The organism is Streptomyces sp. NPDC002092 (genome assembly GCF_053593775.1).
Genome location: NZ_JBSFDG010000023.1, coordinates 92,350 through 113,105 on the forward strand (window position 1 = coordinate 92,350; position 20,756 = coordinate 113,105).

General features: G+C 69.4%; 18 protein-coding genes, 1 tRNA gene, 1 pseudogene and 1 riboswitch. Of the genes and pseudogenes, 5 read left to right on the top strand and 15 right to left on the bottom strand.

The window, feature by feature from the left end; genetic code table 11:
- Nucleotides 1–2 precede the first annotated feature (2 nt).
- Complete coding sequence (locus ACWCRD_RS38800; RefSeq protein WP_450970391.1) at nucleotides 3–314, bottom strand: hypothetical protein; 312 nt, start codon at nucleotides 312–314, stop codon at nucleotides 3–5.
- A gap of 105 nt (nucleotides 315–419) precedes the next feature.
- On the opposite strand from ACWCRD_RS38800, the gene ACWCRD_RS38805 reads away from it, so the two are divergent.
- A complete protein-coding gene (locus tag ACWCRD_RS38805; RefSeq protein ID WP_115907750.1) occupies nucleotides 420–650 on the top strand; it encodes a DUF4287 domain-containing protein in 231 nt (76 codons plus the stop codon).
- A 71-nt stretch (nucleotides 651–721) separates the two neighbouring features.
- On the opposite strand, the gene ACWCRD_RS38810 is transcribed toward ACWCRD_RS38805, so the two are convergent.
- The 3 genes from ACWCRD_RS38810 to ACWCRD_RS38820 form a co-directional block, all read right to left on the bottom strand.
- A complete protein-coding gene (locus ACWCRD_RS38810) occupies nucleotides 722–1,615 on the bottom strand; it encodes a Bax inhibitor-1/YccA family protein (protein WP_450970392.1) in 894 nt (297 codons plus the stop codon).
- Nucleotides 1,616–1,845: 230 nt separating this feature from the next.
- The gene (locus tag ACWCRD_RS38815; RefSeq protein WP_450970393.1) at nucleotides 1,846–3,021 is read right to left on the bottom strand and encodes a 4-hydroxybenzoate 3-monooxygenase; all 1,176 of its coding nucleotides are present in this window, start codon (nucleotides 3,019–3,021) and stop codon (nucleotides 1,846–1,848) included.
- A gap of 161 nt (nucleotides 3,022–3,182) precedes the next feature.
- Nucleotides 3,183–3,269: transfer RNA gene (locus ACWCRD_RS38820), tRNA-Leu, on the bottom strand.
- Nucleotides 3,270–3,682: 413 nt separating this feature from the next.
- Between ACWCRD_RS38820 and ACWCRD_RS38825 the strand changes: the two genes are divergently transcribed.
- The gene (locus ACWCRD_RS38825) at nucleotides 3,683–4,456 is read left to right on the top strand and encodes an ABC transporter ATP-binding protein (protein WP_450970394.1); all 774 of its coding nucleotides are present in this window, start codon (nucleotides 3,683–3,685) and stop codon (nucleotides 4,454–4,456) included.
- On the top strand, nucleotides 4,456–6,984 hold the full coding sequence (locus tag ACWCRD_RS38830) for an ABC transporter permease (RefSeq protein WP_450970395.1): 2,529 nt from the start codon (nucleotides 4,456–4,458) through the stop codon (nucleotides 6,982–6,984). The genes ACWCRD_RS38825 and ACWCRD_RS38830 overlap by 1 nt, the downstream gene beginning before the upstream one ends.
- A gap of 60 nt (nucleotides 6,985–7,044) precedes the next feature.
- Here the strand turns inward: ACWCRD_RS38830 and ACWCRD_RS38835 are convergent, their stop codons facing one another.
- Nucleotides 7,045–8,340, bottom strand: coding sequence for a class I SAM-dependent methyltransferase (locus tag ACWCRD_RS38835; RefSeq protein ID WP_450970396.1), 1,296 nt, complete (start codon nucleotides 8,338–8,340; stop codon nucleotides 7,045–7,047).
- Nucleotides 8,341–8,531: 191 nt separating this feature from the next.
- A complete protein-coding gene (locus ACWCRD_RS38840; protein WP_450970397.1) occupies nucleotides 8,532–9,914 on the bottom strand; it encodes an NAD(P)/FAD-dependent oxidoreductase in 1,383 nt (460 codons plus the stop codon).
- Nucleotides 9,915–10,480: 566 nt separating this feature from the next.
- Between ACWCRD_RS38840 and ACWCRD_RS38845 the strand changes: the two genes are divergently transcribed.
- Complete coding sequence (locus ACWCRD_RS38845; protein ID WP_450970398.1) at nucleotides 10,481–10,750, top strand: DUF3761 domain-containing protein; 270 nt, start codon at nucleotides 10,481–10,483, stop codon at nucleotides 10,748–10,750.
- Between the two features lie 18 nt (nucleotides 10,751–10,768).
- On the opposite strand, the gene ACWCRD_RS38850 is transcribed toward ACWCRD_RS38845, so the two are convergent.
- The 6 genes and pseudogenes from ACWCRD_RS38850 to ACWCRD_RS38875 form a co-directional block, all read right to left on the bottom strand.
- Nucleotides 10,769–11,734 (bottom strand): Ppx/GppA phosphatase family protein, encoded by a 966-nt coding sequence (locus ACWCRD_RS38850; protein WP_450970419.1) that lies wholly within the window; start codon nucleotides 11,732–11,734, stop codon nucleotides 10,769–10,771.
- A 159-nt stretch (nucleotides 11,735–11,893) separates the two neighbouring features.
- Nucleotides 11,894–12,343 (bottom strand): annotated as a pseudogene (locus ACWCRD_RS38855) (DUF501 domain-containing protein); the annotation flags it as partial.
- 25 nt (nucleotides 12,344–12,368) lie between these two features.
- Nucleotides 12,369–12,845 carry an FtsB family cell division protein gene (locus ACWCRD_RS38860; RefSeq protein WP_450970399.1) on the bottom strand — a complete coding sequence of 159 codons (477 nt, stop codon included), beginning with the start codon at nucleotides 12,843–12,845 and terminating at the stop codon, nucleotides 12,369–12,371.
- Nucleotides 12,846–12,960: 115 nt separating this feature from the next.
- On the bottom strand, nucleotides 12,961–14,247 hold the full coding sequence (gene eno, locus ACWCRD_RS38865) for a phosphopyruvate hydratase (RefSeq protein WP_450970400.1): 1,287 nt from the start codon (nucleotides 14,245–14,247) through the stop codon (nucleotides 12,961–12,963).
- A 234-nt stretch (nucleotides 14,248–14,481) separates the two neighbouring features.
- Complete coding sequence (locus ACWCRD_RS38870) at nucleotides 14,482–15,165, bottom strand: transglycosylase family protein (protein WP_450970401.1); 684 nt, start codon at nucleotides 15,163–15,165, stop codon at nucleotides 14,482–14,484.
- Nucleotides 15,166–15,169: 4 nt separating this feature from the next.
- Nucleotides 15,170–15,332, bottom strand: a riboswitch (cyclic di-AMP (ydaO/yuaA leader).
- Between the two features lie 195 nt (nucleotides 15,333–15,527).
- Nucleotides 15,528–16,508 carry a transglycosylase family protein gene (locus ACWCRD_RS38875; protein WP_450970402.1) on the bottom strand — a complete coding sequence of 327 codons (981 nt, stop codon included), beginning with the start codon at nucleotides 16,506–16,508 and terminating at the stop codon, nucleotides 15,528–15,530.
- 218 nt (nucleotides 16,509–16,726) lie between these two features.
- Between ACWCRD_RS38875 and ACWCRD_RS38880 the strand changes: the two genes are divergently transcribed.
- On the top strand, nucleotides 16,727–17,965 hold the full coding sequence (locus ACWCRD_RS38880) for a cytochrome P450 family protein (protein ID WP_450970403.1): 1,239 nt from the start codon (nucleotides 16,727–16,729) through the stop codon (nucleotides 17,963–17,965).
- Here the strand turns inward: ACWCRD_RS38880 and ACWCRD_RS38885 are convergent.
- The 3 genes from ACWCRD_RS38885 to ACWCRD_RS38895 form a co-directional block, all read right to left on the bottom strand.
- Complete coding sequence (locus tag ACWCRD_RS38885; RefSeq protein ID WP_450970404.1) at nucleotides 17,930–18,955, bottom strand: nucleoside triphosphate pyrophosphohydrolase; 1,026 nt, start codon at nucleotides 18,953–18,955, stop codon at nucleotides 17,930–17,932. The two genes, ACWCRD_RS38880 and ACWCRD_RS38885, sit on opposite strands and share 36 nt — an antisense overlap.
- A gap of 100 nt (nucleotides 18,956–19,055) precedes the next feature.
- Nucleotides 19,056–19,700: a SurA N-terminal domain-containing protein gene (locus tag ACWCRD_RS38890; RefSeq protein WP_450970405.1), complete on the bottom strand. Its 645-nt coding sequence runs from the start codon at nucleotides 19,698–19,700 to the stop codon at nucleotides 19,056–19,058.
- 142 nt (nucleotides 19,701–19,842) lie between these two features.
- Nucleotides 19,843–20,670, bottom strand: a complete 828-nt coding sequence (locus ACWCRD_RS38895) for a glycoside hydrolase domain-containing protein (protein ID WP_450970406.1) — start codon at nucleotides 20,668–20,670, stop codon at nucleotides 19,843–19,845.
- Between the last annotated feature and the right edge of the window lie 86 nt (nucleotides 20,671–20,756).

Below are 20,756 nucleotides of genomic sequence, written 5' to 3' on the forward strand. Positions count from 1 at the left end.
GATCACACCCCGGCGCGTTTCTGCGCCTCCTCCACCAACCGCACAGCTTCCTGCACCTGGCCCTCGTCACTCAGTACGAGGGCCAAGTCATGCACGGCGACGGTGATTTGGTCGGCGGCGGCGAACATCCCGGCGTCGGGCATCTCACGGGGCTCGGTTCCGGGTTCCTCCACGGCCTGGGCGCGCCGGGCCATCTCCCTGGCCAACTCCAGGGCCTCGGCGGCGGCGCCGCGCTGCAGCCGACTCTGAGGTGCGGCCCGCAAACGGTCGGCGAAGTGATCAACGGCACGAGTCAAGGGCGTCGTATCAACCACGCAGTGGAGCGTACGCGTCGCATCCCGACTGTTGCCAACGGGCGAACGCTCAGGCACGGTGACCTGAAGGACCGGCTTACATCCCCTTTGCGTCCGGAGGCGCCGATGTCCCAAGTCTTCTCCGAGGAGACCCATCGCAACCTGCTAGCCCGCATCCCCCACTGCACCGGCCGTGAGGTCTCAGACTGGCTTCGCGCCGTCGAGGAAGGCCCGGCTCTCTTCAACTTCGAGGAGAAGGTCAGCTGGCTCCGCCACGAGCACAATCTGGCGTACGGCCACGCCAAGGCGATTGTTCATGAGTACGACCTGAGGAGGGCCGCGCGCAAATTCCTCTAGGCGCGCACTGCACGACGGCGAAGGGCCCCGGGATCGGAACCCGGGGCCCTTCGCTGGGACGACGTCGGCGACTAGTCGTTGCTGTTCAGGATCGCGAGGATCCGCAGGAACTCCATGTAGATCCACACCAGTGTCAGCGTCAAACCGAAGGCCGCCAGCCACGCCTCGCCCTTCGGCGCGCCGTAGGCGATGCCGTCCTCGACCTGCTTGAAGTCCAGGGCGAGGAAGCAGGCGCCGAGGATGACGCCGATGACACCGAAGAAGATGCCGAGCCCGCCGCTGCGGAAGCCGAGGCCGTCACCGCCGCCGAAGACGGCGAACAGCATGTTCACCATCATCAGCAGCACGAAGCCGAGCGCGGCCGCCATCACGAAGCCGTAGAAACGGCGGTTGACGCGGATCCAGCCGGCCTTGTAGGCGATCAGCACCGCGGCGAAGACCGCCATCGTGCCGATCACGGCCTGCATGGCCGCGCCGCTCGCGATGCGGTTGTCGACGATGCTGGAGACGACGCCGAGGAAGACACCCTCGAACGCGGCGTACGACAGGATCAGCGCCGGCGAGGCCGTCCGCTTGAAGGACTGGACGAACGCCAGGACCATGCCGATCAGCGCGGCGCCGATGCCGATGCCGTAGGACCGGCCGATGTGGGCGTCGTCGACCGGCAGCAGCGCCCAGGCGAGCGCGGCCGTCACGATCAGCGTGCCGAGCGTGGACGCCGTGCGCAGCACGACGTCGTCCATCGTCATCCGGCCGGTAGTGTCCGGCGCCTGCGGCGGGGCGCCCTGCTGCAGGCCCTGCTGGGCGTAGGGGTTCTGCGCGTACGGGTTGCCGGTCGGCTGGGCGTACGGGTTGCCCTGCGTGGCGACGGCGGGGCCCCCGGCCTGCGGCGCGGCGTTGAAGCCCGCGTAGCCGTTGTCGCGGCTGAACCCCCGTCGCGAGAAGACCGGGTTTCTGCTCCTCATTGCACTCCTCCGTGGCCGCCGTGCGCGGCCTTGAGCATCAAGGGTAATGGGTAGGCAAAGGATTGACCCTAGTGCTTGGGGAGGATCTTTCCCTCGTCGTGGTGCGCAACACGCTACGCGGATCCGTGATTCCCCTCACCGCGGGGCCCCATTCATGACCAAGCTGCGACATGGCCGGAACCCATCGGAGATCAGCTGCTTACGCCGTCCGTACGTCGGACGCCTGTACGTCAGTGCAGCGGGAAGCCCGTGTAGCCCTCGGCGAGGTCGGTCTCGGCCGCCCGCGAGGAGGCGATGCGTTCCAGCCGGGCGAGCTGCAGCCGGTCCTCGAAGGGCGTGGCGTCGGGGCTGCGGTGCAGCAGGGTCGTCATGTCGTACGAGAACCGCTCGGCCTGCCAGACGCGGCGCAGACAGGTCTCGGAGTAGGAGTCGAGCAGCTCCGCCGAACCGGTCTCCTTCCGGTGGGTCAGCGCCTGCGCGAAGGTCACGACGTCCCCCACGGCCAGGTTCAGCCCCTTCGCTCCGGTCGGCGGCACGATGTGTGCCGCGTCCCCGGCGAGGAAGAGCCGGCCGTGGCGCATGGGCTCGTGGACGTACGACCGCATGGGGGTCACCGACTTCTGGGTGATCGGCCCGCGCTCCAGCCGCCAGTCGTCCTCGGTCTCGAAGCGGCGCTCCAGCTCGGCCCAGATCTCCTCGTCGCCCCATTCCCCGGCGTCCGTGCCCTCGGGCACCTGGAGGTAGAGGCGGGAGACGGACGGGGAGCGCATGGACAGCAGGGCGAAGCCGCGGTCGTGGCGGGCGTAGACGAGCTCGTCGTGCGAGGGCGGCACGTCGGCGAGGATGCCGAGCCAGCCGAAGGGGTACGTCCGCTCGAAGACCCGGGCGAGCTCGGCCGGGACCGCCTGGCGGGCCACGCCCCAGAAGCCGTCGCAGCCGACGACGTAGTCGCACTCCAGGACGGACTCGCGGCCCTCGTGCCGGAACCGGACGGACGGGCGGTCGGTGTCCGCGCCCTCGACGGCCAGCGCCTCCGCCTCGAACAGCAGCGGGCCGCCCTCCTTGAGCTGGAGGGCGATGAGGTCCTTGCACACCTCGGTCTGCGCGTAGACCATCACGGACCGGCCGCCGGTGAGGGCGGGGAAGTCGACCCGGCGGCGCTTCTTCGCGTACCGCAGCTCGATGCCGTCGTGGCGCAGCCCCTCGCGGTCCATGCGCTCGGCGGCGCCGGCCGCGCGCAGCACGTCCACCGTCCCCTGCTCCAGGATCCCGGCGCGCTGGCGCTGCTCGACGTAGGCGCGGTCGCGGCTCTCCAGCACGACCGAGTCGATGCCGGCGTTGTGGAGCAGCCGGGCGAGGAGGAGACCGGCGGGGCCGGCTCCGATGATGCCGACGGTGGTGCGCATCCCTGCATCCTTTGGTCGTCGCCAGTTCTGTGTTCGTCCAGTGAAATTTAGTTCACTCAATTTCTGACGTGAGTTTCCGTCCGCTCAGGCCCGATGTCAACGGGTTGCGCGGTGAAGTCTTCAATGCAGGGTGCAGGTATCGCCACGCATCGACGACATGGTGGTGCCCGGAGCCGGACTTGAACCGGCACGCCCGCGTAGGGGCAGCGAGGTTTAAGCTCGCCGTGTCTGCATTCCACCATCCGGGCAGGCCATGGGCTCCGCGTCGAGATTCCGAGCCTATCGGGATACATCCCCCGAACAGCGGAACGGGGGACCGATGTTGTCTTATTTTATTGACGTCTGAGGGTGCATCAGCCCATGGAACGGGCCATCCGCACTTGCCAATAGCCTTGCGTGCGGCGGTCGGCGGTGTATGCGGAATGACGGAATTTCACCGCCCGAACGAGGGTGCTCCACCGGTTCTCGACCGGGTGTCCGCCGGGGCCGCCGGGGCGCTGGCCGTCAGGGGTGCCCGTCATCCCCAGGTATGACACGGCGCACCCGGGTCCCTCCGAAGTCGCCCCCGGGAACCGGAACAGCGGCTGACTACACGGCGGACTCCGGCCACCACGATGGAACACGTCCCTTCAAGACGTCGTCCCACGAGGAGTTCCTGCCCGTGACCACCACACCCGTCGCCGACCGGTCGACCACCACCGTGGCCGCACGAGCCACGGATCTCTCGAAGATCTACGGACAGGGCGAGACCCAGGTGGTCGCCCTCGACCGGGTCTCCGTCGAGTTCCGGCAGGCCGAGTTCACCGCGATCATGGGCCCCTCCGGGTCGGGCAAGTCCACGCTGATGCACTGTGTGGCCGGTCTCGACACCTTCTCCTCCGGCTCCGTGCGCATCGGCGAGACCGAGCTGGGCTCGCTCAAGGACAAGCAGCTCACGAAGCTGCGCCGGGACAAGATCGGCTTCATCTTCCAGGCGTTCAACCTGCTGCCGACGCTGACGGCCCTGGAGAACATCACCCTGCCGATGGACATCGCGGGCCGTAAGCCAGACCGGCAGTGGCTGGAGCGGGTCATCGACATGGTGGGGCTGCGGGACCGTCTCGGTCACCGCCCGGCCCAGCTCTCCGGCGGCCAGCAGCAGCGCGTGGCCGTGGCCCGCGCGCTCGCCTCCCGGCCCGACATCATCTTCGGCGACGAGCCCACCGGAAACCTCGACTCCCGCTCCGGCGCCGAGGTACTGGGCTTCCTGCGCAACTCCGTAAGGGAGTTGGGGCAGACGGTGGTCATGGTGACCCACGACCCGGTGGCTGCGGCGTACGCGGACCGGGTGGTGTTCCTGGCGGACGGCCGGATCGTCGACCACATGCTCCAGCCGACGGCGGAGAGCGTGCTCGATTTCATGAAGCAGTTCGACGCGAAGGGCCGCACCAGCTGATGTTCCGCACCGCCCTGCGCAACGTACTCGCGCACAAGGCCAGGCTGCTGATGACCGTGCTCGCCGTGATGCTCGGCGTCGCGTTCGTGTCGGGAACCCTGGTCTTCACCAACACCATCTCGGATGCCTACCAGAACAGTTCGGCCAAGGGCTTCGACCGGGTCGACGTGGCCGTGCAGGCCAAGTTCCAGGAGGACAAGGGCAACACCATCAGCAAGACGCCCGAGCTGACCCAGGCCATGCTCGACAGGAGCGCGAAGGTGCCGGGGGCCGCGTCCGCGGTCGGCGTCGTCAGCGGCTTCACCGCCATCGCCGACAAGGACGGCAAGCTCGTCGGCGGCGGCTTCCAGTCGCAGGGCGGCAACTACTGGGGCGACAAGGACGCCCGGTACCCGCTGAGGTCCGGCAGCGCGCCGCACGGCGCACACCAGGTCGCCATCGACGCGAAGACGGCCGAGCGCGCCGGGTACAAGGTCGGCGACGAGGTCCGCCTGTCCGTGAACGGCCCGGTTCTGACCCCGACCATCAGCGGCGTCTTCACGACCGACGACGGCAATGTCGCCGCCGGCGGCAGCCTCGCCCTCTTCGACACGGCCACCGCCCAGAAGCTGTTCGGCAAGCCCGGCACGTACGACGAGATCGATGTGAAGGCCGCCTCCGGCACCTCCCAGACCGCGCTGAAGGCCGGACTGGACAACGCGCTCGGGACGAAGCTCGTCGAGACCACCACCGGCAAGAAGCTCGCCGCCGACCAGGCCCAGCAGATCTCCTCGTCGATGAGCGGGCTGAGGCAGGGCCTGCTGGTGTTCGCGGGCATCGCGCTGTTCGTCGGCACGTTCATCATCGCCAACACCTTCACCATGCTGGTCGCCCAGCGCACCAAGGAACTGGCCCTGCTGCGTGCCGTCGGCGCCTCCCGCCGCCAGGTCACCCGGTCCGTGCTGATCGAGGCCTTCGTGGTCGGCGTGGTGGCAGGCGTCACGGGACTGGTCGCGGGCATCGGCATCGGCGCGGGACTGCGCTCCCTGATGAACACGCTGGGCGCCACCGTCCCGGACGGGCCGCTGGTCGTCTCGCCCGGCACGGTCGCGAGCGCCCTCGCGGTGGGCGTCGTCATCACCATGCTGGCCGCCTGGCTGCCCGGCCGCCGGGCCGCGAAGATCCCGCCGGTCGCCGCCATGAGCAGCGTGCATGCGCAGGCGACCACCAAGTCGCTGGTGCTGCGCAACACGCTGGGCGCGCTGTTCGGTGCAGCGGGCGTCGCGACCGTGCTGGCGGCCACGACGATGGACGGCTCGGACGGCCAGGCGCCGATGGGGCTCGGGGCGGTCCTGCTCATCATCGGCGTCTTCATCCTCACGCCGCTGCTGTCCCGCCCGCTGATCGCGGCCGCGGCTCCGGTGCTGCGCGTCTTCGGCGTCTCGGGCAAGCTGGCCCGGCAGAACTCGGTGCGCAACCCGCGCCGTACGGCCGCCACCGCCTCCGCGCTGATGATCGGGCTCACCCTCATCACCGGTATGACGGTGATGGCGGGCAGCCTGCAGAAGTCGATCGACAAGATGGCGTCGTCCGCCATCAAGGCCGACTACGTCGTCTCCATGGCGAACGGCAACGAGCTCTCCCCGGACGTCGACCACAAGCTGGACACCACCGCCGGGGTGACCGCCACCAGTCCGCTGCGCAACGTCTATTCGCGCATCGACGGCACGGGCGAGTCCCTGACCGGTGTGAACGGCCCGGCGATCGCCGAGCTGACCGACCTGAAGGTGGACAACGGCACCTTCAAGGTGGGCGGCACCCAGGTGGCCGTCGACAAGGACACCGCCAAGTCCCACGGCTGGAAGGCGGGTTCGTCCTTCACCGCGCACTACGAGGACGGCAAGTCCTCCCGTCTGACGGTCTCCGGGATCTACGAGGGCAACGACCTGATCCGGGGCATCCTGCTCGACAAGGACCTCGTCACCCCGCACATGACCGCCCCCAGCGACATGCGGGTCCTGGTCAGGACTGCGGACGGAGCCTCCGACGCGACCAAGGACAAGCTGGTCAAGGCCCTCGGCACCAACCCTGCCATCAAGGTCCAGAGCAAGCAGGACCTGTCGAACGACATCGCGCAGGTCTTCACCCTGATGCTGAACATGCTCTACGGCCTGCTGGCCATGGCGGTGATCGTCGCGGTCCTCGGTGTCATCAACACCCTGGCCATGTCGGTCTTCGAACGCTCGCAGGAGATCGGCATGCTCCGCGCGATCGGCCTGGACCGCAAGGGCATCAAGCGGATGGTCCGGCTGGAGTCCCTCGTCATCTCGCTCTTCGGCGGCGTGCTCGGCATCGGCCTGGGCGTGTTCTTCGGCTGGGCGGCCGGTGAACTCCTCGGCACGAAGATGGCGACGTACGAACTGGTCCTGCCCTGGACGCGGATGGCCGTCTTCCTCCTGCTGGCGGCGACGGTCGGCGTCCTGGCGGCCCTGTGGCCCGCCCGCCGGGCGGCGCGGCTCAACATGCTGACGGCGATCAAGTCGGAGTAGCGGTACGACGCTCGGGGCCCCGTTCGCTCGCCGGACGGGGCCCCTTCGTACGTACGGGACTCACGCACCCCAGGTGCGGGCGCGCAGCGGCATCCCGGAGGCCCCGCCCTCGGGTGTCCGCACCGCCAGCACCTGGTTGACGCCGATGCGGTTGCGCTCGAAGGCGAGGGCGCTGGCGGCCATGTACAGCCGCCAGACACGGGCGCGGCCGGGCCCGGCCAGCCGCATCGCGCGGGGCCAGTCGGCCTCCAGATTGGCCACCCAGCGGCGCAGGGTGAGCCCGTAGTGCTCGCGGATGGCCTCCACGTCCCGCACCTCGAACCCGGCGCGCTCCAGCTGCCCGACGGTGCTGCCGAGGGGGGCGAGTTCACCGTCGGGGAAGACATAGGCGTCGATGAACTCGTCGACGCTGTACGAGGATTCGTCGCGCTGCGGGCGCCGTGCGATCTGGTGGTTGAGCAGCCGCCCGCCGGACTTCAGGAGGCGGTACAGGTCCTCGGCGTACTCCAAGTACCGTTCCTTGCCCACGTGTTCGGCCATGCCTACGGAGGCGATGGCGTCGTAGGGCCCGTCGGGGACGTCCCGGTAGTCCTGCACCCGGATCTCGACCCGGTCGGTCAGCCCCTCGTCCGCGACGCGCTTACGGGCGTAGGCGGCCTGTTCCTGCGACAGGGTGATCCCGACGACGTTCACGCCGTACTCGCGGGCGGCGTGGATGGCCAGGGAGCCCCAGCCGCAGCCGACGTCGAGCAGCCGCTGACCGGTCGTCAGAGCGAGCTTGCGGCAGATGAGTTCGAGCTTGTCGCGCTGGGCTTCTTCCAGGGTGGCGTCGGGGGTGGGCCAGTAGGCGCACGAGTAGACCATCGACGGTCCGAGGACGATCTCGTAGAAGTCGTTGCCGACGTCGTAGTGGTGGCTGATGGCGCGCCGGTCGCTGCGCTTGGTGTGCAGATGGTTGCGGGCCCTGCGGACCTCCTCGCGGGGCGGGGCCGGTGGCAGCGGGAGCCCGGCGACCTTCACCAGGCCGCGGGCTGCGGCGCGCACCTCGGGGTCGCGCACCATCTGCAACAGGCTCCTGGCGTCCTCCCCGCGCTCCCACACGAGCTCCGACATCAGATCGAGGGCGGCGTAGAGGTCCCCCTCGATGTCCAGGTCCCCGGCGACCCAGGCACGGGCCAGCCCCAGCTCCCCCGGCTTGAACAGCAGCCGCCGTACCGCCCGCCGGTTCCGCACGACCAGCGCCGGTGCGCCCGGCGGCCCCGCCTGCGAACCGTCCCAGGCGCGGATGCGCACCGGGAGCGGAACCCCCAGCAACTGTTCGACGAGGCTCTTCAGCCGCGGGGCAGCGTCGGCCATGGTGCACACCTCCGTGACAACGATCCCGGAATGTCCAACACCACGTATAAACAAAAAAGGGGGTGCTGCGCAGTCCCCCGTTGGCGTTTGTCTTTCAGGGGGGTCTGCGGCACAGCCCCCAGGTACGCCGAAGGGCCCCCTGCACCACGGATGGCAGGGGGCCCTTCGATTCGTTCAGCGACCGCAGCCGGTCAGGAGGCCTTGGCCTCGGTCTTCTCCTTGGGCGCGGCGGCGACCGGGGCCGGCTTGGCGGCCTCGTAGAACTCCTCGCGAGGATGCTCCATCGCGCCGAGGGAGACGACCTCGCGCTTGAGGAACATGCCGAGGGTCCAGTCGGCGAACACGCGGACCTTGCGGTTCCAGGTCGGCATGGCCAGACCGTGGTAGCCGCGGTGCATGTACCAGGCGAGACGGCCCTTGAGCTTGATCTTCATCTTGCCCATGACGATCATCGCGACGCCCTTGTGCAGGCCGAGGCCCGCGACGGCGCCCTTGTTGCCGTGGCTGTAGTCCTTCTGCGGGAAGCCCCGCATACCGGAGATCACGTTGTCGCCGAGGACCTTGGCCTGGCGCAGCGCGTGCTGGGCGTTCGGCGGGCACCAGGCGTTCTCGTTGCCCGCCTTGCGGCCGACGAGGTCCGGGACCTGCGCGTTGTCGCCGGCGGCCCAGATGTAGTCGGTGCCCTGGACCTGGAGGGTCGGGGCGCAGTCGACGTGACCGCGGGGGCCGAGCGGCAGGCCGTAGCGGGACAGGACCGGGTTCGGCTTGACGCCGGCGGTCCACACGATGGTGTTGGAGTCGACCTCGAGGCCGTTCTTCAGCACGACGTGGCCGTCGACGCAGGAGTCCATCGAGGTGGAGAGGTAGATCTCCACACCGCGGCTCTCCAGGTGCTCCTTGCCGTAGGCGCCCAGCTTGGGGCCGACCTCGGGGAGGATCTTGTCGGCGGCGTCGACGAGGATGAAGCGCATGTCCTCGCGGGACACGTTCTTGTAGTACTTGGCCGCGTCGCGGGCCAGGTCCTCGACCTCACCGATGGTCTCGGCGCCGGCGAAGCCACCGCCGACGAAGACGAAGGTGAGCGCCTTGCGGCGGATCTCCTCGTCGTTCGTGGAGTCGGCCTTGTCGAGCTGCTCGAGGACGTGGTTGCGCAGGCCGATGGCCTCCTCGATGCCCTTCATGCCGATGCCCTGCTCGGCGAGGCCGGGGATCGGGAAGGTGCGGGAGACCGCGCCGAGCGCGATCACCAGGTAGTCGAAGGGCAGCTCGTACGCCTCGCCGACCAGCGGCGAGATCGTGGCGACCTTGCGGTCCTGGTCGATGGTGGTGACCCGGCCGGTGAGAACCTCCGCCTTCGGCAGCACGCGTCGCAGCGGGACGACGACGTGGCGCGGGGAGATGTTGCCGGCGGCGGCTTCGGGGAGGAAGGGCTGGTAGGTCATGTACGACCGGGGGTCGACGACCGTGACGGTCGCCTCGCCGTAGCGCATCTTCTTGAGGATGCGCCGAGCTGCGTACAGGCCTACGTACCCACCGCCTACTACGAGGATCCTGGGACGCTCCGTGGTGCTCATGCCATCGAGTATCCACCTGCCCCAGGGGGGTCGCTCGTGCGCCCCTTCACAAGCTCTTGCAGGGGGTGTGTTATCCTCCGCGACTCGCTGTCGCGGGGCAGGTGGCGGCGAGGCCTCCGCGGGGCGGTACGTCCCGTTGTCAATGCCGCGTGAGCTGCCTCTCCGCGTCATCGGAGGCGGGGTGAGCCCTCCGTGACACCCCCTCGTGAGCGCCCTCCAGGGAAGCTTCCCACACCCCTTCTGAACACGTTCAAGGGCCTGTTGGGCCCCCGGAAGGCCCAACCGGGCCCTTTTCGTGCTTCCACGGGGCGGAATTCCTTGTGAAGAACTTCACGAACTTTCCTGGCGGCGTGTCGCCAAGGGGCCCCGAAAGGCCCCCTGAACACGCTCATACGCTATCCGACCTGCTCGTCCGAGAGCTACCCATCGGTAACAATCGAGACCTACGCCACGGCCCGACAGGCGGGGGCGGAAAGCCGTCTCCATGACTTCTCCAACAGAGACCACGAGTCCTTCACACCGCTATAAGCTCCCGCTGCAACGCACCACAAGGGGGAGGAACTCCTATGCGCGCACGTCTTGCTGCCTCGGCGATCACCGTCGCCCTCGCCGGCGTCCTCATCAGCGCACCGACCGCTTCCGCGGCCACGCTGCCGGCCACCAACACGGCCCACCACTGCGTCAGCCACACCACCGGCGTGTGCGGCTGGACCCACCACCAGCATCCGAGGGACAAGTACGAGACGGCGAAGTGCAAGGACGCCACCCTGTCCTACTCGCGCCACTCGCAGGGCACCTGTTCGCACCACCACGGCGTCCGGTACTGGTTCAAGTAGTCCGCGGCAGCCGGATCGTCAGACGCCTTCCGCCACCTTGAAGGCGATCCCGTCGAGGATGTCGTGCTCGCTGACCACGACCTCCTCGGCGCCGATCCGCTCCATGATCGACAGCAGTACGAGGGCGCCCGCGGCGATCACGTCGACCCGCCCGGGGTGCATGGAGGGGACGGCCGCGCGCTCGGCATGGGTCGAGTGCAGCAGCCACTCGGTGATCTCGCGGACCTCGGCGAGGGAGATCCGGGAGTGGTGGATGCGCTCCGAGTCGTACTCGGGCAGTTCCTGAGCGATCGCCGACACGGTCGTCACCGACCCGGCGAGGCCGACCAGCGTGCGCGCCTCGCGCAGCGGGACCGTCTCCTCGGCGAGGTCGAGGGCCCGCTCGATGTCGGCCCGCATGGCCGCGATCTGCTCCTCGCCGGGCGGGTCGGTGACGGCGCCGGCCCGGACGAGATGCCGCTCGGTCATCCGCACGCACCCGACGTCGACGGAGCGCGCCGCGCGCACCCGGTCGTCGCCCACGACGAACTCGGTCGAGCCGCCGCCGATGTCGACCACCAGATAGGGGCGGTCGAGGTCGTCACGCCCCTTCAGTTCCTTGGTCGCCCCGGTGAAGGAGAACTCGGCCTCCTGCTCGCCTGAGATGACCTCGGGCTCGACACCCAGGATGTCCACGACGCCCCGTACGAACTCGTCGCGGTTGGAGGCATCCCGGGAGGCCGACGTGGCCACGAACCGCACCTTGGCGGCGCCCAGGTCACGGATCACCTCCGCATACTCCCGGCAGGCCGCGAACGTCCGCTCCAGCGCCTCGGGGGCCAGCCGCCCGGTCCGGTCCACGTCCTGACCGAGCCGCACGATCGTCATGCGCCGGTCGAGCTCCAGCAGTTCACCGGTGGCGGGGTTGACGTCCGCGACGAGGAGGCGGATGGAGTTCGTACCGCAGTCGACGGCGGCGACCCGGCTGAAGCCCTCGGGAACCATCGGCTTGGACGCGAAGAAGCCGCTGCGGATCGCGGTGGGGTCGGTGCTCTCGCCCTGCGCCTCGCCGGGGAGCTCGTCCGCCGGGTCGGGGGCCTGAAGCGGCTGCACGCACGGCCCCTTGAGCCACCACTCCGGCAGCATCGCGATCGCCTCGTCGCCCAGCGGGTTGACGCCCGGGCCCGCGGCCAGCGAGTGGCCCACCAGTACGTGCAGGCACTTCACCCGGTCGGGCATGCCGCCCGCGCTCGGGAAGCCCTCCAGGACCTCGATGGCGTCACGGCGCGCGATGTAGTCCTCGTGCGCGGCGCGGTAGGCGGCGGCCAGCTCCGGGTCCGTCCGGAGCCGCTCCGTCATCTCCTTCATGACGCCGTTCGCCTCCAGCGTGCCGATCGCCGATGCGGCGCGGGGGCACGTCAGGTAGTACGTCGTCGGGAAGGGCGTGCCGTCCGGCAGGCGGGGGGCCGTCTCCACGACGTCCGGCCGGCCGCAGGGGCAGCGGTGCGCGATGGCGCGCAGCCCGCGCGGCGGCCGCCCGAGCTGCTGCTTGAAGGCCTCGACATCGGCGTCGGTGGGCTCGGTGCGCGGGGTGGGCGGCGGGGGCGTATCCATGCCTGTGCTGAATTCCTCTGTCGGTTCACTGGGCGGAGGCGTCGGACTTGTCGACCCCGTCCCAGACGTTCGTGTACCAGGGGCGGTGGCCCGCGCCCTGCTCGAAGCGCGACTGCTTGGCCGTGCTCGGGTCGATCACGACGTAACTGGTCTCCCCGGGCAGCACATAGTGCAGCCGCAGCCGGATCTGCTGCTCGGCGTACTCGTCGTCCTGCCAGCGCGCCTTCAGGTCGCGCAGCTGCTCGACCCGCGCCCTGGCCTGCTCCCTCTGCCGCTGGAGATCGGCGATCTGGGAGCGCTGGGAGACGTACTGCCTTATGGGGTACGCCAGCGCCACCACCATCGAGCACAGCACCAGGGCGAGCAGCGCCGCCCGGCCGGTCAGCCGCGACCGGCGGGCCTGCCGCTTGGTCTGGGAGCGGTAGACCCGGGCCGCCGTCTGCTCGCCGAGCAGCCTGATCCTGGTCGCGGTGGAGAACCGGTCCCGGTCCTTCACGGCCATGTCCCCGCCTCCCGTCACACGTGCGTACGTCCCCGCACACGGTACGGGACCGGTACGGGGACGTACGTACGACTGGCTAAGGCTTGACCCCGTAAGGGTCAGCCCCTGGAGCTGGTCAGCCCTTGAAGCGCGGGAACGCGCTGCGGCCCGCGTACTCCGCCGCGTCGTCGAGGATCTCCTCGATGCGCAGCAGCTGGTTGTACTTGGCGACGCGGTCCGAGCGGGCCGGGGCGCCGGTCTTGATCTGGCCGCAGTTCACCGCGACGGCGAGGTCGGCGATGGTGACGTCCTCGGTCTCGCCGGAGCGGTGGGACATCATGCACTTGAAGCCGTTGCGCTGGGCCATCTCGACGGCGTCCAGGGTCTCGGTCAGCGAGCCGATCTGGTTCACCTTGACGAGCAGGGCGTTGGCGGTGCCCTCCTCGATGCCGCGGGCCAGGCGCTCCGGGTTGGTGACGAACAGGTCGTCGCCGACGATCTGGACCTTGTCGCCCAGCTTGTCGGTGATGACCTTCCAGCCGGCCCAGTCGTCCTCGAACAGCGGGTCCTCGATGGAGACGAGCGGGTAGGCCGCCACGAGCTCCTCGTAGTACTCGGTCATCTCGGCGGCCGAGCGGGACTTGCCCTCGAACTCGTACGTGCCGTCCTTGTAGAACTCGGACGCGGCGACGTCGAGCGCGAGCGCGATCTGCTCGCCGGGGACGTAGCCGGCCTGCTTGATGGCCTCGATGATGAGGTCGAGCGCGGCGCGGTTGGACTCCAGGTTCGGGGCGAAGCCGCCCTCGTCGCCGAGGCCGGTGGACAGGCCCTTGGTCTTCAGCACCTTCTTGAGGGTGTGGTAGACCTCGGCGCCCCAGCGCAGGGCCTCGGAGAAGGACTCCGCGCCGATCGGGGCGATCATGAACTCCTGGATGTCCACGTTGGAGTCGGCGTGCGAGCCGCCGTTCAGGATGTTCATCATCGGCACCGGCAGCAGGTGCGCGTTCGGGCCGCCCAGGTAGCGGAAGAGCGGGAGGTCGCTGGCCTCGGAGGCGGCGTGCGCGACGGCGAGGGAGACGCCGAGGATGGCGTTGGCGCCGAGGGAGCCCTTGTTGTCGGTGGCGTCCAGGTCGAACATGGCCTGGTCGATCAGGCGCTGCTCGGTGGCGTCGTAGCCGACCAGCTCCGGGCCGATCTGCTCGATGACGGCGAGGACGGCCTTCTCGACACCCTTGCCCTGGTAGCGGTTGGGGTCACCGTCGCGGAGCTCGATGGCCTCGAAGGCGCCCGTGGAGGCGCCGGACGGAACGGCGGCACGACCCGTGCTGCCGTCGTCGAGGCCGACCTCGACCTCGACCGTGGGGTTGCCTCGGGAGTCCAGGATTTCCCGGGCTACGACGACGTCGATGGACGGCACGAGCATCTCCTTCTTGGATGTGACACGGCTACGGCAGTAGCGCGGTGGCTCTGCGGGATGAGCCTAACCGCCTGAGGCCGATCGGCCACGCTGCCGACCACCTCTTGGGCAGAACCGAGAGTAAATTGTTTCCGAACGGAACAAAGAGGGGGTGCAAAAAAGAACCCCGCTCCGGTGCGTACGGGGGAACACGCACCGGAGCGGGGAGCCGTGGGGGACGGGGGTGACCCTAGCCCTGCATCACTTCAGGTGCAGCTGCTGGCCGGGGTAGATGAGGTTGGCGTCCTCGACGATGTCCTTGTTCAGCTTGAACAGCTTCTGCCAGCCGCCCTTGACGCCGTGCTTCTCGGCGATCGAGCTGAGGGTGTCGCCCTTGACGACCTTGTACTCGCCGTCGCCCTTCTTGACCTTCTTGCCGGTCGGGGTGGTGACGGTCTTCGTGCTCTTCTGGGTCTTCGTGCTCTCGGTCTTCGCGGCCGGGCGCTCGGCGGAGCGGGAGGCGGCCTGCGAGTCGCTGGAGCGGTTGGTGGACGGAGCGCTGCCGTTGTAGGCGGCACCGGACAGGCCCGTGCCGCAGACCGGCCAGGCGCCCTTGCCCTGCGCGGCGAGGACCTTCTCGGCGACGGCTATCTGCTGCGCCTTGGAGGCCTGGTTGGCCTGCGGGGCGTAGGCGGTGCCGCCGTACGCGGCCCAGGTGGAGGCGGAGAACTGCAGGCCGCCGTAGTAGCCGTTCCCGGTGTTGATGGCCCAGTTGCCGCCGGACTCGCACTGGGCGACCGTGTCCCACTCGGAGGCGGTGGCGGCGGAGGCGTTGCCGGCCGCCATCAGCGGAGCGGCGATGGCGACACCGGTGACGCCGGCCAGCGCGGCGGCGCGGGTGGCCTTGGACGGACGGCGGTGCTTGCCCTTACCGGAAAACAGCATGGTTCGATCCCCTCACCGACGCCTGCGAGGTGAGCTGTCGGGTTCGGGCCGGTTGAGTTGCCCGGCCGTGCTCTCACGAGACACGGCTACACCCCTAGCCGCCCGTCAACTGCCCGGGCAGGCACCTACCTTGGGTCCCCCGCTCCTGCCTACGGCGCTTTACGCGACGACTGTTCCCGTACGGCCGCTGGCAGGATTCGGCGTTGCGGCAGCCGGGGCTCGTGTTGACGAGCGGTGACGACGGTAGACACGCGATCCGTCGAATTTCAAAGACGATCAGGGCTTCTGAGACTCATCCCACACTTTCACCAATCCGGACATTCGGTGGCGAAGTGTGACGTGAACTCCCGTTGTTTTTCGCCCTATTCGGCACCGAGTTTCAGGGTCTGACCGGCGAAGATGTGATTCGGGTCGGTGCCGATGGCGTTCTTGTTCTCGGCGTAGAGCGCACGCCACCCGCCGTCCAGGCCAAGGGAGTCGGCGATGGAGGCGAGGGTGTCACCGGCGTGGACGGTGTACGTGTCGTGCGTGCCGCCGTCAGCCTTGGTCTTGTCGGCGGTCTTGTCGGCCGTCTCATCGGCGCCGGCGCCACGGTGGCGGCCGGTGCCGGTCGTGCCGGTGTCGACGAGGGTCCAAGTGGACGCCGGGGGCTCGATATTGTCCGAGTAGTCCCCCTTCGCCTTGCCTGTCGACGAGCTGTCGGCACTCTGTGGGTCGCCCGTGGCCTTCTTGGACGGAGAGGTGGACGGCGAGGCGGATGTGCCGGATTCGGTGGAGTTGTCCGTCGCACTCACGGAGGCCGAAGGGGAGGCGCTGGAGGTCGAGCCGGAGGACGAATCAGACGAAGAGGACCCATCGGAAGCGCTGCCCGAGGAGTTGGACAGACCGGTCGAGTCGGATGCCCCGGATGAATCGGACGAACCGGAACCACCGCCCAGCACGCCGGTGTCGATGGCGGCCGAGCCCGAGTCCTTGGTGAGCCCGGAGGTCAGTCCACAGGTGTGGAAGGCGCCGACGCCCTGGTCGTCCAGGAGCTTCTCGGCGACGGCTATCTGCTGGTTGCGGCTGGCGAGGTCGGCCCTGGGGGCATAGTCGAGGCCGCCGTACTTCTCCCAGTTCTCCTGGGTCAACTTGAGCCCGCCGTAGAAGCCGTTGCCGCTGTTCTCGCTCCAGGAGCCGCCCGTCTCGCACTGCGCGACCTTGTCCCACGTGGTGCCGTCGGCAGCGCTGGCGCCGCCCGCGGCGAAGAGCGGGATCGCGATGGCGGAGCCTGTCACTCCGGCCGCGACGAGGATGGCCGGAGCCTGACGGGGGCGACGGTGTCGACCGTTCCCGGAGAGCATGCGGAGGCCTTTCGCGAGACAGCAATGACCGCGCGGCGCATGACACCGACAGGCGTTCGATACCGCCGCGCTGGTCCGTGAACGTAGCCGGTGCCGATCACTTGTCACAAGTTAATGCCGCGTAGATCACGTGAAGATCACAGACTTGAACGCGCGTCATCTTTGGCCCGTTCACTGCGGCGGCCCCTCCACCGGCGGGCTCCGGATACGGTCGTCCTGTGAACGTCCCGAACACCGCTCCCGAACTCTTCACCTGGGAATTCGCCGGTGACCCGTATCCGGCCTACGCCTGGCTGCGCGAGCACTCCCCCGTCCACTGGACGAAACTTCCCAGCGGGGTCGAGGCCTGGCTGGTGACCCGCTATGCCGACGCACGTCAGGCGCTCGCGGACGGGCGGCTCTCGAAGAACCCCGAGCATCACGCCGAGGACGCGCAGGGCAAGAGCAGGACCGGTATTCCGGGTGAGCGCAGCGCCAATCTCATGACGCATCTGCTCAATATCGACCCGCCGGACCACACCCGGCTGCGCCGCCTCGTCTCCAAGGCGTTCACCCCCCGGCGGGTGGCCGAATTCGCGCCGCGGGTGCAGGAGTTGACGGACGACCTGATCGACCGGTTCGCGCCGCACGGCGAGGCCGATCTGATCCACGACTTCGCGTTCCCCCTCCCCATCTATGCGATCTGCGATCTGCTCGGTGTGCCGCGCGAGGACCAGGACGACTTCCGCGACTGGGCGGGGATGATGATCCGGCACGGCGGAGGCCCGCGCGGCGGCGTCGCCCGCTCCGTGAAGAAGATCCGCGGCTATCTCGCCGAACTCATCCACCGCAAGCGGGGCGACCTCGGCGAGGACCTGATCTCGGGCCTCATCCGCGCCTCCGACCACGGCGAGCACCTCACCGAGAACGAGGCCGCCGCGATGTGCTTCGTGCTTCTCTTCGCCGGCTTCGAGACCACCATCAACCTGATCGGCAACGGGACCTATGCACTGTTGCGCAGTCCCGGGCAGCGGCAGCGGCTCCAGGAGTCGATCGAGCGCGGCGAGAGCGCACTGCTCGACACCGGTATAGAGGAACTGCTCCGCTACGACGGTCCGGTGGAACTCGCCACCTGGCGCTTCGCCACCGAGCCGCTGACCATCGGCGGGCAGCGCATCGCCACCGGCGACCCCGTCCTGGTCGTCCTGGCCGCGGCCGACCGCGACCCGGCCCGCTTCTCGGAGCCCGACACGCTCGATCTCTCCCGCCGGGACAACCAGCACCTCGGATACGGCCACGGCATCCACTACTGTCTGGGCGCCCCCCTGGCCCGTCTCGAAGGCCGCACCGCCCTGGAGACGCTGCTGCGCCGGCTGCCCGATCTCGAGCTCGCCGCCGACCCCGCCGAACTGCGCTGGCGGGGCGGGCTCATCATGCGCGGGCTACGAGACCTGCCCGTGCGCTTCACCGCCGCCTGACCCGCTCCCGCCCTCCGTCTCCTTGATCGCGTCCCGGTAGGCCCGGGCGGCCGCCCGCAGCGCGGCCTCCGGGTCCACGCCCGCCGCCTCGGCGCGCACCGCCAGCGCGAGCAACTCGTACCCGACGCCCTCGGCTTGGGGCAGCGGAACCTCCAGGCCGGCCGTCCGCACCCGCGAAGCCAGCTTCGCCGCGAGGGCCAGGCCCGGCTGGCCCAGCGGTATGCCCTCCGTCACCGAGGTGCGCTGCTTCTCGACCGCCTTGGTGCGCAGCCAGTGCTCCTTGACCTCCTCGGGCGTGGCGGCGGTCTCGTCACCGAAGACGTGCGGGTGGCGGTGGATGAGCTTGGCGACGATGCCGGCGGCCACGTCGTCGACGGAGAAGGGGGCGTCCGGGTCCTCCTCCGCGATCCGGGCGTGGAAGACCACCTGGAGCAGGACGTCGCCCAGTTCCTCGCGCAGTTCCTCGCGGTCGCCCTCCTCGATCGCCTCGACGAGTTCGTACGCCTCCTCGATGCCGTACTTCGCCAGGCCCTTGTGGGTCTGCTGTGACGACCACGGGCACTCGGCGCGGATGCGGTCCATGACCTGGACGAGGTCCAGGAGGCGGGCGCCCGGGAGGTCGTAGGAGGCGGGGAGCAGCTCCAGGTCCGGCATCTGTGTCCGTCCGGAGCCGGCGAGGCGGGCCAGGCCGTCGGTGAGGGCCGGCTCGCCCTCGCCGGTCGCGACCACGACGACCGTACGGCCGCCCGCGCACCCGTCGACCAGCTCCTCGGCGGCGGGGGCTGCCTCGTCGACCGGTATCCCCGCCTCCCGCAGATACGGCAGCTGCGGGTGGGCGCCGTCCGAGCACAGCACGCGGTCGGCGGCGTGCAGGGCCTGCCAGGCGGGCCAGGACAGCAGGCCGGGCGCGACGCGGTGGCTGGTGGTGAGCAGGACGATGCGGCCGGGGGACGGTCCGGAGCTGGTTGCGTCGGAGCTGGTTGCGTTCACGATCCGAACGTAACGCACACCGCCGACAGCTCCGGAAGTTGTCCACAGGGCTGTGGTCCGCAAGGCCGCTGTCCACAGGGACGGCGGCCATGGAGGACCGTTACGCCGTCTGCTGCGTCCCGGTCGCCGTGACCTCTCGCACCCACGGGGTCTTCGCGTCGACGCGGCTGCTCTTCTGGACGTCCCAGGTGCCGTAGCGCGGGTTCAGGTCGACGTGGAGTTCCTTGGACGCCTTGGACAGGGCGTTCCAGAAGGCCGGCTTGCTGGTGTCGGCGCCGAGGGCCTGGGCCAGCTTCTGGGCCTCGAGCTGGAGGCGCAGGTTCTCGTCCAGGCGCTGCGGGGCGACCCCGTACTGCTGGAGCCAGGCCGTCTGCAGGGCCTTGGAGCCGCCGACCTGCTGCTCCAGGCCGGTGCGCATCTGCTGGACCTCCTTGGGCGTGACGCTCACGCCCGCGTCCTGGGCGGCGCGGTGCAGTACCTGATCGATGACCATTCCGTGCAGGGTGTCGCGGGTGAGGCTCGCGGTCTGCGAGACGGCCTGCTTGTACTGCGCGTCGTCCTTCACGGCCGCCCGCTGCGCCGCGCGCACCTCGTTCACCCTGGTCTCCAGCTGCGCCACGGTGATCCGCTGACCGCCGACGACGGCTGCCGCACCGGGGTGCGCATCGCTTCCGCAGGCGGTCAGGACGGGGGCCGCGGCGGCGATCGCGGCGGTGAGGACGAGCGCGGTGCGACGGCGGTGCAAGGGAGCCTCCCGAGGAGATTGTGCGACGGTGCACAAAGTCTTGCGGTGATCGATGGTAGGCAGTGACCAGGCTCTGGCCAACCCATTCGACCAACGATTCACCGGGACTTCGGGCACCGCCGCGCCTCCGCGGGGCCGGGGCTCAGCCGGTGATGGCCACCGGGGCGTCCCACGCGTCGCGGTCCACGGTGATCGTGTAGCCGTTCCGCGTCTCCTTGCTGTTGACGAGGTACTGGTGACCGCGGCTGTGGTCCGTGTACTGGGTCGAGCCGAACGGCCAGTCCGCGGTCGTGGTGTTCTGCTTGTCCCACAGGGCGTACCAGAGGTTGCCCGGCAGGTCGGTCTTGTCGGTGGCGTTCGCGATGGCCTTGGCGCTGGAGCTGGTGAAGCCGTAGTAGCCGGCGCGGTACACCTTGGCGCGCAGTTCCTTGTCGAAGGCGCGGACGTAGGTGAGCACGGCGTTGTTGCACGACGTGTTGGTGATGTCGTACGACTCCATGTCCAGGTAGATCGGGCTGCCGGCCTTCATGCCGAGCGCCGATGCCTTGGCCACGGCGTCGTCCGCGTCGGTCTTGCCGAGGGAGGCGGCCGTGGTGGCGGTGATCTTCTCGGGGCTGGAGCCGGACTGGCAGGGCGGCTGGGCTCCGACGTAGATCGGGATGAGCTTCCAGCCGACCGTGCTGACCGACTTCACCCAGGAGGCGGTCAGGTTGGGCTGGGAGCAACCGCGGTTCTTGCCGCCGACGTAGACGGCCGCGGCGCCGTAGAAGCCGGTGTGCCAGGCCTTCATCGCGGCCAGGGAGGGCGCGGCGCAGGTGTCGAAGGCGCGGCCGGTGTACGTCTTCTGCGCGGGCCAGGTGGTGGCGGCCATGGAGCTCTGCGCGGCGAGGCCGGCACCCGCTACCACGGCGGCACCGGCGGCGGCCCAGGTGATGTATCTGCGCTTCTTGGACTGCCGATGGCCGGCCATGTGTACCCCACCCCTGGTTGTGCGTCGGCTGCGTTGCGCGTTGCCTGGCGCAATGCGTTGCCTGGCGTAAAACGAACGGAACGTAT